This window comes from Tepidibacter mesophilus, from assembly GCF_002724055.1.
Lineage (GTDB): Bacteria > Bacillota > Clostridia > Peptostreptococcales > Peptostreptococcaceae > Tepidibacter_A > Tepidibacter_A mesophilus.
Genome location: NZ_BDQY01000022.1, coordinates 1 through 17,248, shown reverse-complemented (window position 1 = coordinate 17,248; position 17,248 = coordinate 1). Strand labels below are relative to the sequence as shown.

Annotated in this window: 17 protein-coding genes; 16 read left to right on the top strand and 1 reads right to left on the bottom strand. The window is 31.5% G+C overall.

Going from position 1 to position 17,248, the window contains the following annotated elements:
- The first annotated feature begins 35 nt into the window (after window positions 1-35).
- From Tmeso_RS12460 to Tmeso_RS12385, 16 genes are all read left to right on the top strand, one after another.
- Window positions 36-1,124 (top strand): D-alanine--D-alanine ligase, encoded by a 1,089-nt coding sequence (locus tag Tmeso_RS12460; protein WP_099191681.1) that lies wholly within the window; start codon window positions 36-38, stop codon window positions 1,122-1,124.
- Between the two features lie 14 nt (window positions 1,125-1,138).
- Window positions 1,139-1,561, top strand: a complete 423-nt coding sequence (locus tag Tmeso_RS12455; RefSeq protein ID WP_099191679.1) for a DUF1934 domain-containing protein — start codon at window positions 1,139-1,141, stop codon at window positions 1,559-1,561.
- 121 nt (window positions 1,562-1,682) lie between these two features.
- A complete protein-coding gene (locus Tmeso_RS12450; RefSeq protein ID WP_099191677.1) occupies window positions 1,683-2,381 on the top strand; it encodes a hypothetical protein in 699 nt (232 codons plus the stop codon).
- 12 nt (window positions 2,382-2,393) lie between these two features.
- Complete coding sequence (tilS, locus tag Tmeso_RS12445; RefSeq protein ID WP_099191675.1) at window positions 2,394-3,788, top strand: tRNA lysidine(34) synthetase TilS; 1,395 nt, start codon at window positions 2,394-2,396, stop codon at window positions 3,786-3,788.
- 108 nt (window positions 3,789-3,896) lie between these two features.
- On the top strand, window positions 3,897-5,765 hold the full coding sequence (ftsH, locus tag Tmeso_RS12440; protein WP_099191673.1) for an ATP-dependent zinc metalloprotease FtsH: 1,869 nt from the start codon (window positions 3,897-3,899) through the stop codon (window positions 5,763-5,765).
- Between the two features lie 368 nt (window positions 5,766-6,133).
- Window positions 6,134-7,501 carry an aspartate-alanine antiporter-like transporter gene (locus Tmeso_RS12435; protein WP_099191671.1) on the top strand — a complete coding sequence of 456 codons (1,368 nt, stop codon included), beginning with the start codon at window positions 6,134-6,136 and terminating at the stop codon, window positions 7,499-7,501.
- A gap of 47 nt (window positions 7,502-7,548) precedes the next feature.
- Complete coding sequence (locus Tmeso_RS12430; RefSeq protein ID WP_145993161.1) at window positions 7,549-7,863, top strand: DUF3870 domain-containing protein; 315 nt, start codon at window positions 7,549-7,551, stop codon at window positions 7,861-7,863.
- Between the two features lie 24 nt (window positions 7,864-7,887).
- Window positions 7,888-9,381: an acetyl-CoA hydrolase/transferase family protein gene (locus Tmeso_RS12425; RefSeq protein WP_099191667.1), complete on the top strand. Its 1,494-nt coding sequence runs from the start codon at window positions 7,888-7,890 to the stop codon at window positions 9,379-9,381.
- Window positions 9,382-9,570: 189 nt separating this feature from the next.
- A complete protein-coding gene (locus tag Tmeso_RS12420; protein ID WP_099191665.1) occupies window positions 9,571-11,238 on the top strand; it encodes an acyl-CoA mutase large subunit family protein in 1,668 nt (555 codons plus the stop codon).
- A gap of 21 nt (window positions 11,239-11,259) precedes the next feature.
- Entirely contained in the window at window positions 11,260-11,664 is a 405-nt protein-coding gene (locus Tmeso_RS12415; RefSeq protein ID WP_099191663.1) for a cobalamin B12-binding domain-containing protein, read from the top strand.
- A 15-nt stretch (window positions 11,665-11,679) separates the two neighbouring features.
- The gene (meaB, locus tag Tmeso_RS12410; protein ID WP_099191661.1) at window positions 11,680-12,612 is read left to right on the top strand and encodes a methylmalonyl Co-A mutase-associated GTPase MeaB; all 933 of its coding nucleotides are present in this window, start codon (window positions 11,680-11,682) and stop codon (window positions 12,610-12,612) included.
- Between the two features lie 152 nt (window positions 12,613-12,764).
- A complete protein-coding gene (gene mce, locus Tmeso_RS12405; RefSeq protein ID WP_099191659.1) occupies window positions 12,765-13,175 on the top strand; it encodes a methylmalonyl-CoA epimerase in 411 nt (136 codons plus the stop codon).
- Between the two features lie 15 nt (window positions 13,176-13,190).
- A complete protein-coding gene (gene mmdA, locus Tmeso_RS12400) occupies window positions 13,191-14,735 on the top strand; it encodes a methylmalonyl-CoA decarboxylase subunit alpha (RefSeq protein WP_099191657.1) in 1,545 nt (514 codons plus the stop codon).
- A gap of 17 nt (window positions 14,736-14,752) precedes the next feature.
- Window positions 14,753-15,160, top strand: a complete 408-nt coding sequence (locus tag Tmeso_RS12395; RefSeq protein WP_099191655.1) for an OadG family protein — start codon at window positions 14,753-14,755, stop codon at window positions 15,158-15,160.
- The gene (locus Tmeso_RS12390) at window positions 15,144-15,557 is read left to right on the top strand and encodes a biotin/lipoyl-containing protein (RefSeq protein WP_242967922.1); all 414 of its coding nucleotides are present in this window, start codon (window positions 15,144-15,146) and stop codon (window positions 15,555-15,557) included. The genes Tmeso_RS12395 and Tmeso_RS12390 overlap by 17 nt, the downstream gene beginning before the upstream one ends.
- A gap of 23 nt (window positions 15,558-15,580) precedes the next feature.
- Window positions 15,581-16,810, top strand: a complete 1,230-nt coding sequence (locus Tmeso_RS12385) for a sodium ion-translocating decarboxylase subunit beta (RefSeq protein ID WP_099191653.1) — start codon at window positions 15,581-15,583, stop codon at window positions 16,808-16,810.
- Between the two features lie 205 nt (window positions 16,811-17,015).
- On the opposite strand, the gene Tmeso_RS16745 is transcribed toward Tmeso_RS12385, so the two are convergent.
- A partial coding sequence (locus Tmeso_RS16745; RefSeq protein WP_207653858.1) for a hypothetical protein occupies window positions 17,016-17,248 on the bottom strand: 233 nt, incomplete at its 5' end.

Sequence of the window (17,248 nt, the reverse complement as noted above, 5' to 3'; positions counted from 1 at the left end):
ATAAATAAGATATATTTTGAAAGAAGGTGTTTTTTATGGAAAAAATTAATGTAGCTTTAATATTTGGAGGAAGATCTGGAGAACATGAGGTTTCTTTATCATCTGCTTCTTCTATATATAAATATATAAATAAGGAAAAGTACAATGTATATACAATAGGTATAACTAAAGATGGAAACTGGATGTATTATGAAGGAGATATAGAAAAAATAAAGAATGGAATGTGGGAAAAAGAGGCAAAACAAAATGTAAAAATAAATTTGATACCAACTTTAAAGCAAAAGGTAGGGATAGAATTTGAGGATAATACATTCAAAAAAATAGATGTATTATTTCCAGTTTTACATGGGCCATATGGAGAAGATGGGTCTATTCAAGGATTGTTTGAAATAAGTAATATAGCTTATGTAGGATGTAATGTATTAGCATCTAGCGTAGGAATGGATAAATTAGTTTGCAAAAAAGTATTTGAACAAGAAAATATAGCTCAAGTTAAATATACTTATACTACAAGATGGGAATTCAATAATGATGAAGAAGGGCAATTAAGCTCAATAGAAAGCATACTTTCTTATCCTATATTTATAAAACCTGCAAATTTGGGATCTAGTGTTGGAATATCAAAGGCTAAAAATAAAGAAGAATTAATAAAAGGAATAAAAGAAGCCTTAGAATATGACAGACGAGTGGTTTTGGAAGAAGGGGTAAATGCAAAGGAAATAGAAGTATCTGTTTTAGGAAATGAAGAAATAAAAGCTTCTGTGGTAGGGGAAATAATACCTGCTAAAGAATTTTATGATTATGAAGCCAAGTATTTAAATGAATCGTCAAAACTTATAATACCAGCAAAACTAGAAGAAAAAATAAGTGAAAAAATAAGAAAAATGGCTGTGAAAGCATTCAAATCAATTGATGGGTGTGGACTTTCACGAGTAGATTTCTTTGTGGAGAAAGAAACTAATAATATATATATAAATGAAATAAATACTATGCCAGGATTCACCAATATAAGTATGTATCCTAAGTTATGGGAAAATACAGGAATTCCATATGATAAGTTGATAGATGAGCTTATAAATTTAGCAATAAAAAGACATGATGAAAAACTATCTAAAAAGATTTAAATTAGGAGGAGTAAATGGGAGAAAATGTTTTAATAAAAATAAACACTATTCAAATGGACTTCAAAGGGAACAAAGATAATATAGAATTAATAACAGAAGGTAAGCTGTATTTGAAAAACAATGCTACCTATGTAATATATGAAGAATCTGAAATATCAGGTATGAAGGGTACTACTAGCAGGTTAAAGATAACTGAAGATTGTATAATTATAAAAAAGATAGGTATAAATAACTCTGAATTAGTGTTTGAGGTGGGCAAAAGGTTTAAAACGTTGTATAGAACACCTCATGGGAATTTTCCTATGGAGATAGTAACAAAAAAAATAGAATTAAATAGAAGAGATTCATACAAAAATTTCGATATAACAATACAGTATGATTTAAATATAAGCGGTTTATTTGAAGGCAAAAATTCTATAAATATAAAAATAAATTAGGAAGTCATAGAAAAAACGGTAAAAAGTAGTTCAATTTACACTACCTTTTATCGTTTTTATTTGTTATTATAAATATGAATAAATATGACAAAAAAAATTATCTTTTATAGAGGTGATCCATTTGAAATCTAATGAAAATAAAATAGGAATTTATATTGTTTTAAGTATATTAATGGTCGGACTGTTGACTACATCATCTTTTGTTTTATTATTGCAACTTAAAGATAGTGAAAAATTAATGCATACATTAAATAGTTTGGGAATAATAAAAAGTATGGATAAAGAATTAAAAGAAGAAATTGAAGAATTCCCATATATTATGGTTATATCGGATTTAGATAAAAATAAAATTGATAATTTAAATCATAATGAAAGGTTAATTTATTATAAAATAAAAAAGTATTCTCATCTTAAAGCTGATGAGATACAGGCAATAATAGACCTTATGAAACAATCAAAATTCAGATATGATTATTACATATCTGCAATGAAGACGGAGGATTATTTGAATTTGGTATCGTATGAATATATATACTCTATACTTCCAGATGAATATAAAGAATTAATAAATAAAAATATACAAGGAAAATCATATGAATATAAAGAAATATATATAAATGGAGTTTATTTTGATTATTTAACTGATATTTATAAAGAGGATTACAAAATGATAATTAATGATTATCATATGGGTTATCTTGAGACTAAGGAATATTATAGAAGAAACAACAGTTTTAATAGCAAGTTTTATATTGAATGTATGAATAATGTAGATTTGTACAAGGATATTAATAGATATTATATAAAAGGCATAAAATAAGAGGGATATATAATGATTATAAATAAAGTCAGAGAGACAATTAAAAAGCATAATTTAGTTAATGATGGAGATAAAATAATACTAGGAGTTTCAGGAGGACCAGACTCTATATGTATGCTTCATATACTAAATTATTTAAAGGATGAATTTAATATAAAGATATACGCAGCTCATTTAAATCATAAAATAAGGGGAATAGAGGCTCAAAAAGATGCTATGTATGTAGCCAAGATATGTGATATTATGAGAGTACCATGCTTCATAAGAGCAATAGATGTTCCAGCTTATTGTAAGGAAAAAGGAGTTTCATTAGAAGAAGGGGCTAGAATTCTAAGGTATAATATGTTCTTTGAAATAAAAGATAAAATATCGGCTGATAAGATAGCTATCGCTCAAAACATAAACGATCAAGCAGAAACTGTTATAATGAGAATGATGAGAGGAACTGGGCTTCAAGGGTTAAAAGGAATCCAGTATAAAAGAGAAGATGGTATTATAAGACCTCTATTAGATATAGATAGAGAGGATATAGAAAAATATTGTGAGCAAAATAATTTAGGCCCCAGAATAGATCAAACTAATTTAGAAGAAATATACACTAGGAATAAAATAAGACTTAAGCTAATTCCTTATATGGTTAAAAATTTTAATCCTAATTTAAAGGAATCTATATCGAGAATGACAAATTTATTAAAAGATGATAGTGATTTTATAATAGAGCAATCGAATAAAGTATTTGATGAAATATGTTCTAAAGTATCTGAAAATACTATATTTGTAGATATAGATAAATTTATAGACACTCATAAAGCTTTAAAAAATAGAGTTATTAGAAAATGTATTGATTCTGTTTTAGGAAACATAGAAGGAATAGAACAAAAACATATACAGGATGTAACTGATTTAATTAATTCAGATAAAAATAATATTAGGATAGATTTACCTAAGGGAGTATTAGTATATAAAAAAAATGGAAGTATAATATTTACAGATGAAGAGATGATAGAAGAAAAGATAAGTTATGATTATATTATCCCTAAAAGTGGATATATAAAAATAAAGGAATCAAATACTATAGTTGAGAGTAAACTATTAAGCATTGACGAATATAAAGAATTTAGCAGTGATAAATATGTTAAATTTTTCGATGCCAATAAGATTAAAGGAAGTTTGCACATAAGAAATAGAAGAAATGGCGACAAAATCAAATTATTAGGATTGGGGGGGAGCAAAAAGATAAAAGACTTATTTATAGATTTAAAGATACCTAAAGAAGAGAGAGATTTGATTCCGATTCTATCGGATGAAAAAGGAATCATCTGGGTTATAGGACATAGAATGAGTGAAGATTATAAAATAGATTCAAATACTGAGAATGTTTTAAAAATAAGCTTTAAAGCTTTATAACCTCAATGTTAATACAAATAGAGTATATAACTTGGTTGTATTGTATTGGTGTTTTATTTATGATAGAATAAACTAAAATTATTGACCTGAGAGAAAGGAGGGCTCTATTTGAAGAAATTATTTAAAGGAGCAACTTTTTATTTGCTTATATTTATAATAATAGTTTCAATAGTCCAAACTCTTGGTAAACCTACAAAAGGAATAGAAAACTTAGACTTTTCTTTGGTTTATCAGGAATTAGTTAAAGAAAATATATCAGAGCTTACATTTACAGATGAGATAATTGAAGGAACAATAAAGAGTACTAACACGCATTTTAGATCTTACGTACCTTATCCAGTAAGTAAAGAAAATCTTTCAGATATTATTTTAAAACAAGTTACAGAAGGAAAACTTGTACTTGTAGGAAAACCAGAACCTCAAACACCTTGGTTCTTTGAAATACTACCATCAATATTTATGATACTTATATTCGTAGTATTTTGGTTTGTATTTATGCAACAATCACAGGGTGGTGGAAGCCGTGTTATGAATTTTGGAAAGTCAAAAGCCAAACTTCATAAAGGAGATGAGAAAAATAAGGTTGCATTTGATGATGTAGCAGGACTAGATGAAGAGAAAGAAGATCTTCAAGAAGTAGTAGATTTTCTGAAAAGCCCTAAAAGATACATAGATCTTGGAGCTAGAATACCTAAAGGAATATTAATGGTCGGTCCTCCGGGAACTGGTAAAACTTATCTTTCTAGAGCTGTTGCAGGAGAAGCTGGAGTACCATTTTTTAGTATAAGTGGTTCAGACTTCGTAGAAATGTTTGTCGGAGTAGGAGCATCTAGAGTTAGAGATTTATTTGAACAAGCCAAGAAAAATTCTCCGTGCATTATATTTATAGATGAAATAGATGCTGTAGGTAGAAAAAGAGGCGCAGGTCTTGGTGGAGGACATGATGAAAGAGAACAGACTCTAAATCAACTTTTAGTTGAAATGGATGGATTTGGAGTTAATGAAGGTATAATAATAATGGCTGCTACAAATAGACCAGATATATTAGACCCAGCCTTACTTAGACCAGGTAGATTCGATAGACAAGTCGTTGTTGGAGCTCCTGATGTTAAAGGAAGAGAAGCTATACTTAAGGTTCATGCAAAGAATAAGCCGTTATCAGATAATGTTAATTTAAAGGTTTTAGCTAGAAGGACTCCTGGATTTACTCCAGCAGATATAGAAAATCTTATGAATGAAGCAGCTATATTAACTGCTAGAAAAAGAGAAAAAACAATAAAAATGGAAACTGTAGAAGAAGCTATTACTAAGGTTATCGCAGGTCCTGCTAAAAAGACTAGGGTAATAAGCGAAAAAGAAAGAAAGCTAACAGCATACCATGAGGCTGGTCATGCAGTTGCTGCACAACTTTTACCTAATACAGATCCTGTACATCAGGTAACTATAATACCTAGAGGAAGAGCAGGTGGATTTACTATGCAGCTTCCAAAAGAAGATAAGTATTATGCTACTAAGATGCAAATGCAAGAAAATCTTATAGTTCTTCTTGGGGGAAGAGTTGCAGAATATCTTGTTCTTGATGATATATCAACTGGGGCCCAAAATGATTTAGATAGAGTATCTCAAACAGCAAGAGCTATGGTTACAAGATATGGTATGAGTGAAAGATTAGGACCTATGACCTTTGGTGATAATTCTGATGAGGTATTCTTAGGAAGAGATTTCACATCTAAGAGAAATTACTCTGAAGAAGTAGCATCGGAAATAGATAGAGAAATAAGTGGAATAGTAGATGATGCTTATAATAAAACTAAAAAATTATTAGATGATAACATAGACAGTTTACACTATGTTGCTAAGTGTCTTTTAAAATACGAGACGTTGGATGCAGAGCAGTTTAAACAAGCATTTAACAAAGAATTATCACTTGAAGATTACGATGAAATATCGGTTGATAAAGAAGATGATAATGAATAAGGTTGAGATTTCTCAACCTTTTTTTTGTATAATATTTTAATTTTACAAAAGGATATCATCAAAATTGATTTATAAGTAATAATATTAATTTATAGATAATATATATTAATTAATAAATTAAATAAATAGGAAATAGCCTATTAACTATCATTGTATAGCTAGTATTCGATGGAATATAGTAAGTTGTATTATGGAGTATAGTTAAATCACGGCATAGTAAGGGAATTTTAAACCTTTGCTTTGCCGTGATTTTTTTTGTTTAAATAAACTATATAAATTCTAACTTTTAGATAATTAAAAGCATAAAATGTATAGCTTGTACATAAAAATTAAACATAGACAAAATAAAAAAAATAGGGGGGGGAAAAATGAAATTTGATTTTGTTAGCTTTATGATGGATCCATTTGTTCTCATGTTTGTAGCTGTTGTGACAGGTTTGCTATTTGGAAAAATCAAGTTTGGAAAATTCAACTTTGGAGTTTCAGGTGCACTTTTTACAGGGCTAATAATAGGGTGGTGGATTTTAAAGTTTGGCAAAAGTATAGGCGAAACGAGTAGTGCATATAAGTCTGCTCAAAATATGATAGACTCCGGAGTTATTTCTAAAAGTTTTTTTAGTTTGTTTTTAATACTGTTTGTTGCAGCTGTAGGTCTTTTAGCAGCAAAAGATATGGGGGTAGTTCTTAAAAAATATGGTGTTAAGTTTGTTATATTAGGATTTCTTATAACGAGTTTAGGTGCAGCAGCTACATATGGAATGACTATTTGTGCTAAAGAATCTAATCCATATGAGATATCTGGAGTATACACAGGAGCCCTTACAAGCTCACCTGGATTGGCAGCAGCAATTGAAACTGCAAGAGGTCATGCAACAGATCGGGTAAAAGAATTTGACAATATGAGCATTGAAGAGAGGAAAAAATTTCTGAAAATATTAGATCCATCTGGGAAAATCAATGAAATCAATACTACTAAGCTTACAGATGAACAAGGAGAAGAATTTATAAAAGCAGCAGAGGCCGGAATAGGTGTTGGTCACGCTATAGGATATCCATTCGGAGTATTGATAGTTATATTAGCAGTTAATTTTTTCCCAAAGATTTTTAGAATTGATGTAAAAAAAGAACAAGAACTATTTAATAGAGAAATGAAAGAAGCTAGGGGTAATTCTACTAAAGAAATAGAAGAAATTTCCTTTGATTTAATAGCATTTACTACAGCTTGTTTATTTGGATATTTAATAGGTCAAATAAAAATATATTTAGGACCTTTAGGATATTTTGGACTAGGATCTACTGGTGGGGTTTTAATAGGATCACTAATACTTGGATATATAGGGAAAATAGGTAATCTAAACTTTAGAATGAGTAATAAGGTTTTAGGAGTTATAAGACAGCTAGCGCTCGCTTTTTTCTTGGCTATAGTTGGTCTTAGATATGGATTTAAAGTATTTGACGCTATATTAGGTTCAGGAGCATATTTAGCACTTGTAGGTACTGTTGTAGGTGCGGTAGCTATGATGATTGGATTCTTTATAGGAAGATATGTGCTTAAAATAAATTGGATTATGTTGTCTGGGGCTATATGCGGAGGCATGACATCTACTCCAGGCCTTGGAGCTGCTATAGATGCAGTAGGAAGCGATGATCCGGCAGCGGGATATGGGGCTACTTATCCATTTGCACTGCTTGGAATGGTTCTATTTACCATAATACTTCATAAATTACCTATGTAAATAAAAAGTACAAAGGAGGTGAACAGCAGTCTTTGACTGCTGTTAAAATGCAAAATAATAACATATTTATAACTGGATATGCGAAATTACCTGCTGGAATAACGGCACAAGAGTTATATACAGTGGTAGCTATAGGTCTTTTGATAGACAGAGAAAATGGAGATATTGTTGACTTAGATTGCACATTAGTAACATCAACAGCAAAAAGGTTTGTAAGAGAAAATTTGGTTGGAATGAAGATAACTAACTATGATGAGATAGAATCCTTGTTTAATGAAAGATATTATGGATGTGCGAAAAAGGCTCTATTATTTGCACTTAAAATATGCAATGAAAAATTTAATGAAATAAAGGCAAATTAAAGTTTATTTGGGGGGATAGGTATTATGCAAAACAGATTAAGATGTGATAGTTTAAAGGATAAGGTTATGAGTGCTGATGAAGCCTCTAAATTATTCTATGATGGAATGGTTGTTGGAACTAGCGGATTCACACCTGCTGGTTATCCTAAGGCTATTCCTTTAGCACTATCGAAAAGGGTTGATAATGGTGAAAAAATTGAACTAACTATTATAACTGGTGCATCTGTTGGAGATGAATTAGATGGAGAGTTGTCTAGAAAAGGAATAATGAAAAGAAGATATCCTTATCAAACTAATGAAGATTCTAGAAATAAAATAAATGACGGAGATGTAAAGTATGCAGATATGCATCTTAGCCATGTGCCTCAATGGATAAAGTATGGTTATTTTGGAAATATAGATATAGCTTTAGTAGAAGCTGTTGCAATAACAGAGGATGGAAATATAGTACCATCGACATCTATAGGAAATGCTAATGTACTTGTAGAAATGGCAGATAAGATTATAGTTGAAATTAATACTTCTCAACCATTAGATCTTGAAGGGGTACATGATGTATACTCAACTAAAAATCCACCTAATAGAGAGCCTATACCTATTATAGATGCAACTGATAGAATAGGAACTACCTATATTCCTTGTAATCCTGATAAAATAGCAGGCATAGTATTTACAGATATAAAGGATAAAACAAGAGAAGTAACTCCAATAGATGAAGTATCTAAAAAAATGGCAGAAAATCTCATTGATTTTTTAAATCAGGAAGTGGATAAGGGGAGACTCCCTAATAACTTATTACCTTTGCAATCTGGAGTTGGAAGTGTAGCTAATGCGGTCCTTGGAGGCCTTTGTAATTCGAGATTTGAGGATTTAGTAATTTATTCAGAAGTATTACAAGACTCTGTCCTAGATCTTATAGATAAGAATAAGGTAAAATTTGCATCTGGAACATCACTTACTGTATCTCCTCAAAGACTAGACGACTTTTATAGAAAATTTTCAAATTATAAAGAAAAAGTAATACTTAGACCTCAAGAAATAAGTAATAGTCCTGAAGTAGCTAGAAGATTAGGGGTAATTGCAATTAATACAGCTATAGAAGTTGATATATATGGAAATGTAAATTCTACTAATATAATGGGAAGCAGAATGATGAATGGGATAGGAGGATCTGGTGATTTTGCTAGAAATGCTTATTTAACTATATTTACTACGGAGTCAATAGCTAAAAAAGGACATATATCATCTATTGTTCCTATGGTTTCTCATTGTGATCATACAGAGCATGATGTTATGGTTATAGTTACTGAGCAAGGCGTTGCAGACTTAAGAGGATTAAGCCCGGTTGAAAGAGCTAGATGTATAATAGATAATTGTGCTCATCCTGACTATAAGGACATGTTAAATAATTATCTAGAAAAAGCATTGAATGGAAAATACAAGCATACACCTCATGTGATTTCAGAGGCACTTTCATGGCATGATAGATTTTTGAAAAATGGAAGTATGAAAATATAATTATTTTAAGTGAATTATATTTGATAAATTCAAATTATCTAAAGAGTTCAAAAATTACAACAAAATAAGAAGGATTTAGATAAAAAATGTAGAAAATAAGATAAGTATGCAATTCAAATTTCATGATTAAATTATTGTGAAATTTTAAAATCATAAACTTTCATAATTAAATATAAGGGGGCGAAGTTAATGAGTTGTAATGATAAATTACAAAATTGTTTTAAAAAATGGGAAGAAGAAAAGTTAGAAAAAACTTTATCTAAATTCGGGGAAAGAAAACCGCAATTCTTATCAGGATCAAATGAAGAGGTGAAAAGACTTTATACACCTCTTGATATAGAAGATATTAGTTATGATGATTTAGGATTTCCTGGAGAGTATCCTTTTACTAGGGGTGTACAACCGACTATGTATAGAGGTAAGTTTTGGACAATGAGGATGTATGCTGGTTTTGCAACGGCAGAAGAATCAAATAAAAGATACAAATATCTAATAGAGCAAGGTTCTATGGGATTGTCTGTAGCATTTGATCTTCCTACTCAGATGGGATATGATTCAGATGATTCTATTTCTGAGGGAGAAGTTGGAAAAGTTGGAGTAGCAATAGATTCTCTTGAAGATATGGAAATATTATTTGGTGGAATACCTCTTGACAAGGTGTCAACATCTATGACTATAAATGCACCAGCATCTGTTTTACTTGCAATGTATATAGCAGTTGCTCAAAAACAAGGCGTTAGCATGGATAAATTAAGAGGAACCATTCAAAATGATATACTTAAGGAGTATGTGGCAAGGGGAACTTATATATTCCCAACAAAGCCTTCTATGAGACTAATAACTAATATATTTGAATATTGCTCTAAGAATGTACCGAAGTGGAATACGATAAGTATATCTGGATATCACATAAGAGAAGCTGGATCTACAGCTATTCAAGAAGTGGCATTCACTTTATCTAACGGAATCGCATATGTAAATGCAGCTATAGATGCTGGTCTTAATGTAGATGATTTTGCACCAAGGCTTTCATTTTTCTTTAATGCACATAATGATTTATTTGAAGAGGTTGGTAAATATAGAGCTGCAAGAAGACTTTGGGCTAAAATTATGAAGGAAAGATTTGGAGCTAAAAAAGAAAAATCATTGATGCTTAAATTCCATACTCAAACAGGAGGATCAACTCTTACAGCTCAGCAGCCTGAAAATAATATAGTTCGTGTTGCTATTCAAACTCTTGCAGCAGTTATGGGTGGAACTCAATCTCTTCATACTAATTCTAAAGATGAGGCATTGGCACTTCCTACTGAGGGTTCTGTTAGAACAGCACTTAGAACTCAGCAGATAGTGGCACATGAAAGTGGAGTAGCAGATACGATAGATCCGCTTGCAGGTTCTTATTATGTTGAGAGTTTAACTAATAAAATAGAGGAAGAGGCTATGAAATTAATAGAAAAGATAGACGCTCTTGGTGGATCTGCCTCTGCTATAGATAAGGGATATATGCAACAAGAGATAATGGAGAGCGCATATAGATATCAGAAAGAAATAGAAAATGATGAGAGAGTAATAGTTGGTATGAATAAATTTAAAGTAGAAGAAGAAGCTCCAAAGGATCTTTTAAGAGTTGACCCTAGCGTTGGAGAAAGAAAGATAGAAAAACTGAAAGAATTAAAAGATAGAAGAAACAATGAACTTGTTAAGAAGAATTTAGATGATTTAAGAAAGGCTTGTCAGGGTGAAGACAATTTAATGCCTTACATTCTTGATGCTGTTAATTCGTATGCAACGCTTGGAGAGATTTGTGGAGTTATGAGGGAAGAGTTTGGCGAATATAAACAAAGTGTGATGATATAGTATAAAGGGGGAGAAAATAATATGAGACCTATAAGAGTATTAGTTGCAAAGCCTGGACTTGATGGGCATGATAGAGGAGCAAAAGTTATAGCTAGAGCTTTTAGAGATGCAGGAATGGAAGTTATATACACAGGACTAAGACAAACACCTGAACAAATAGTTCAAACTGCAATTCAAGAAGATGTTGATGTTGTTGCAATGAGTATTTTATCTGGTGCTCACAACCATCTTCTTCCAAAAGTTGTTAAACTTTTAAAAGAAGAAGAGGTTTATGAAGAGATGCTTATAATAGGAGGTGGCGTTATTCCTGATGAGGATATTCCTTATCTTAAGGAAAATGGGATAGCTGAGGTATTTACTCCAGGCACACCTACTACTACTACTATAGAATTTATAAAAGCAAATTTAAAAAAATCAATAGCTTAACAAGGTTGTGAAAATATGGATCTTATAAAAAAATTATTAGAAGGAAATAAACTGGCTTGTGCGAGGCTGATTTCTATAATAGAAAATGAACAAGAAGGTTATTTTGACATTTTGAAAGACATACATAAAAACACAAAAGGAGCTTATGTAATAGGGATAACTGGTCCTCCTGGAGCAGGAAAATCAACTTTAACTGATAAATTGGTAAAAAAACTTAGAGAGCAAGGTAAAAAAATTGGAATTATAGCAATAGATCCAACAAGCCCTTTCTCTAAAGGAGCTATACTCGGCGACAGAATAAGGATGAATGATTTAAATTTAGATTCAGGTGTATTTATAAGATCCATGGGAACTAGAGGCTACCTAGGAGGATTGTCTAAGGCTACTTACGGTGCGATAAAAGTTATGGACGCTTATGGATGTGACTATATATTCGTTGAAACTGTAGGTGTTGGACAATCGGAGGTTGATATAGTTAAAACTGCTGATACTACTGTTATGGTCATGGTTCCTGGTCTTGGTGATGATATACAGGCTATAAAAGCAGGAGTTATGGAAATTGGTGATGTATTTGTTGTAAATAAAGCAGATAAAGAAGGGTCTAAAAGAACTTTAATTGAGATAGAGATGATGTTAGATTTTAAAAAGGATTGGAATTTTAGACCTCCTGTTTCGATGGCTGTTGCAAATGATGGAAGTGGAGTAGATGAATTACTTCAAAATATTATGGACCACAAGAGATACCAACAGGAAAGTGAAGTATTAAAAAGTAAAATAATTCAGAGAAATAAATCTGAGATAAGAGAGATAATACATAAAAAAATAGAAGATAAAATTCAAAATATACAAAATGAAAAAGAAGTAGAGGATATGATAATCAAGACATTAAGCAAAGAACTAGATCCTTATACTGTGAGTGAAAAAATATTCAATAAGCTTATAAAGTGAAACTTAACTCAGTTGGAATTTTTGTTTTGCTGATAACTTGTTAAGATAGCTACACTTGCAATTATTTTAAGCAACAGAGCTGTGAGATTTGTTAGTATAATGAATTAGTTGTATAGAGTAGACGAATTTTAATTAAAAAGGGGGATTTCGATATGAATATAAGTAGAGTTGATCATATAGGTATAGCTGTTAAAAATCTTGATGAAACTTTAAAGTTTTATGAGGATGTTCTTGGAATAAAGTGTGAGGGAACTGAGGTTGTCGAAGATCAAAAGGTAAAGGTTGCATTTTTACCTGTTGGAGATACAGAACTTGAGCTTTTAGAATCAACTTCTGAAGATGGTCCTATAGCTAAGTTTATTGAAAAAAATGGTGGAAGAAATGGTCTTCAGCATATAGCTGTAAGAGTTGATAATATAGAAAAGGCTATAGAAGAAGTTAAGCAAAAAGGATATAGAATGATAGATGAAAAACCTAGATACGGAGCAGGTGGAGCAAAAATTGCATTTTGTCATCCTAAGAGCACTCATGGTATATTGCTTGAATTAAGCCAAAGGGATTAGAAAGGGGGATCTAAAATGTCACAAAATAAATTAGATATTCTTTTAGAAAAAAGAGCTAAGATAGAGCTTGGTGGAGGAGAAAAAAGAATACAAAAGCAACATGATTCTGGAAAGCTTACAGCAAGAGAGAGACTGAATATACTATTTGATGAAGGAACTTTTATTGAATTAGATGCTTTTGTAAAACATAGATGTAATCATTTTGGAATGGAGAAAGTGGACGCTCCTGGAGAAGGAGTTGTAACGGGATATGGCAAGGTAGAGGGTAGATTGGTTTATGCATTTGCTCAAGATTTTACTGTTTTGGGAGGATCTCTTGGCGAAATGCATGCAAAAAAAATGGAAAAAGTTATGGATATGGCTATTAAAGTAGGAGCTCCTGTGGTTGGACTTAATGATTCTGGTGGAGCTAGAATTCAAGAAGGGGTAGATGCATTAGCGGGTTATGGAAAAGTATTTTATAAAAATACTATAGCTTCTGGTGTTATTCCTCAAATATCTGCTATAATGGGACCCTGTGCAGGAGGAGCAGTTTACTCACCAGCTCTTACTGATTTCATATTTATGGTTGATAAAACTAGCCAGATGTTCATAACTGGTCCTCAAGTTATAAAGACTGTTACTGGTGAAGAAGTTAGTGCACAAGATCTTGGTGGAGCTATGACACATAATGCTACATCGGGTGTAGCCCACTTTGTATCTCATTCTGATGAAGATTGTATAATGGGAATTAGAAAATTGCTTAGCTTTCTGCCTTCTAATAACTTAGAAAAAGCTCCTATATTAGAGTGTTATGATGTTAATGAAAGAATAGATATTTTAGACACTATAATGCCTGACAATTCAAATAAACCTTATGATATGAAAGATATAATAACAAGTATAGTTGATAATAGTGACTTTTTTGAAGTTCAACCTTATTTCGCAAGAAATATACTTACAGGGTTTGCAAGAATTAATGGAGAGTCTGTAGGAATAATAGCTAATCAACCTACATATATGGCTGGATGTCTTGATATAAATGCATCTGATAAAGCGTCTAGATTTATCAGAACTTGTGATGCATTTAATGTTCCTATTTTGAATTTTGTAGATGTTCCAGGATTCTTACCAGGTACATCTCAAGAATATGGTGGGGTAATTAGACATGGCGCTAAGATGCTTTATGCATATAGTGAAGCTACTGTTCCAAAGATTACTATAATAACAAGAAAAGCTTATGGAGGATCTTATCTTGCTATGTGCTCTAAAGATTTAGGAGCTGATATTGTATATGCTTGGCCAAGTGCTGAAATTGCAGTTATGGGACCTGATGGAGCTGCTAATATAATATTTAGAAAAGATATAAAAGATTCTGATGATCCTACATCAGTTAGGGAAGAAAAAGTTAAGGAGTATAAAGATGAATTTGCAAACCCTTATCAAGCAGCTCAAAGAGGCTTTGTAGACGATGTTATACAGCCATCTTTGACTAGGATTAGGCTCTGTGATGCTTTTGATGTTCTAAAATCAAAAAGGGAAAATAGACCTCCTAAGAAACACGGAAATATTCCACTTTAAGATAAGGGGGTGAAACTATGAATTTGACTAAATTATTAGATGTAATGAAAAATGATATAACGTCGCTTACAAGGTCAGAGCAATTGATTGCTAGCTTAGTTGTTACACTTCTTTCTATGATTATAGTATTTGTAGTGCTTATGATTATAATGGCAGCTGTAAAAATGATGACAAAATCTAGCTCTAAACCTAAAAAAGAAGAACAAATTATTGTAAAAGAAGATGTAAAACAAGATAAAGATGATAAAGCGATAGTTGCGGTTATAAGCTCAGCTGTAGCCTGCGCTTTAAATACGACTACTAATAATATTGTTATTAAAAAGATAAAGAAAAGTGAAAATAATGATAGTGCATGGTCAAAACTTGGAAGAATAGAGCAAATGAGCTCTATGCTAGGGGGATATGAATATGATAAAAAAATTTAATGTTAAAGTAAATGGAGTTTGCTATGATGTTGAGGTAGAGGAAATAAAGGAAAGCTCTATTTCTTCAAAACCACAAACGTCATATATTAATGAATCGAAAGTAAGTGAAGTAAAGATAGAAAAAAATATTCCTGTGAAAGAAGAAGTCAAGCTAAATAAGAATATATCTAATAATTCAGGTTCTTCTAATACAGTAAAAGCGCCTATGCCTGGAACTATAAACGATATAAAGGTAAATAAAGGAGATAGCGTTACTAAGGGTCAAGTTCTTTTGATACTTGAAGCTATGAAGATGGAAAATGAGATAATGGCACCAACAGATGGGGTTGTGGAAGATATTCATGTAACTAAAGGCGCATCTGTAAGCGCAGGTGAGATTATTATAGGTATTTCTTAAAAAAGTAAGAAAGGGGATTACCCATGGGAGAAGTTGTATTTAATTTCATACAAAGTACGGGTATATACAATGTTATTACAGACTTTGGAATGTACTATAAGCAGATAATAATGATTGGTGTAGGCTGCCTTTTATTATATCTAGCTATAAATAAAGGGTTTGAGCCTCTTTTATTGGTTCCAATAGCATTTGGTATGATTCTTACGAACTTACCTTTATCAGATATTATGAGTCATCCTCAGACTCTTTTGAATATACACCCTATAGATAGTAAAGAAGCCGCACTTCAGGCTCAACAAGGAATTTGGGCTGTCGATATTAAGAACAAGTTTCCAGGAGGTCTTCTTCATTATCTATATCAAGGAGATGAACTTGGTATATTTCCTCCTTTGATATTTATGGGTGTTGGAGCTATGACTGATTTTGCACCATTGATAGCTAACCCTAAGAGCTTACTTTTAGGAGCGGCTGCTCAGTTTGGTATATTCTTTACATTTATAGGTGCTATACTTTTAGGGTTTGATGCTCAAGCTGCATCATCAATAGGTATAATAGGCGGGGCTGATGGACCGACTTCTATATATCTAGCTACAAAGTTAAAACCAGAATTATTGGGTCCAATAGCAGTTGCTGCTTATTCTTATATGGCATTAGTTCCTATAATTCAACCACCTATTATGAAAGCATTGACTAGTGAGGAAGAAAGAAATATAGTTATGGATCAGTTAAGACCAGTATCTAAAAAGGAAAAAATAATATTCCCTATAATGGTTACTATAATAGTTTCTTTAATATTACCGTCTGCTTCTACTTTGATAGGTATGTTAATGCTCGGTAATTTATTTAAAGAATGTGGAGTTACTGATAGATTGTCAAAGACTGCATCGAATGAACTTATGAATATAGTTACTATATTCTTGGGAATTACAGTTGGAGCAACTGCAACTGGAGATGCTTTCTTAACTTTGGAGACATTTAAGATATTTGCACTTGGGGTTATAGCTTTTAGCATAGGAACTGCAAGTGGTGTTATCTTAGCAAAGATAATGAATAAATTCTCTAAAAATCCTATAAATCCACTTATAGGTTCTGCCGGGGTATCAGCAGTGCCTATGGCTGCAAGGGTTTCTAATAAGGTAGGACAACAAGCAAATCCAGGGAATTTTCTTTTGATGCATGCTATGGGTCCTAATGTTGCTGGAGTTATAGGTTCAGCTGTTGCAGCTGGAGTACTACTTAGCTTATTTGGTTAATCATCTATTTTGTGCTATTAATGAAAATGAAATATAAATTTTATAGTGGTGAAGCTAAAATAAAGCTTATTAAAATACCGCAAATGTGTTAAATGTTTTTATAAAACTAAGTATTACATCTTATTGAATATCCTAAAAGTTCTAAACTCGCTACACTCAGACAACGAACTTTCTTAACGAATATTCAAACGATGTAATACAAGTTTTATTCAAAAATATTTAAATCATTTGCTAACATTTTAATAAGCTTTATTTTTAGATGATTTATTTTGTAAATGTACTTTTTAAATATTAATTTATTAATAACAGATCTCAACTTTCGCACTTGTATTTTAAGGCGTTGGCCTGGATTTTCAGTGTTTCCATCATAAAAAATAGAAAAACATTCCTTCATTTGGTATAATTGAATCACGACAAACAACGACCAAGAAAGGAATG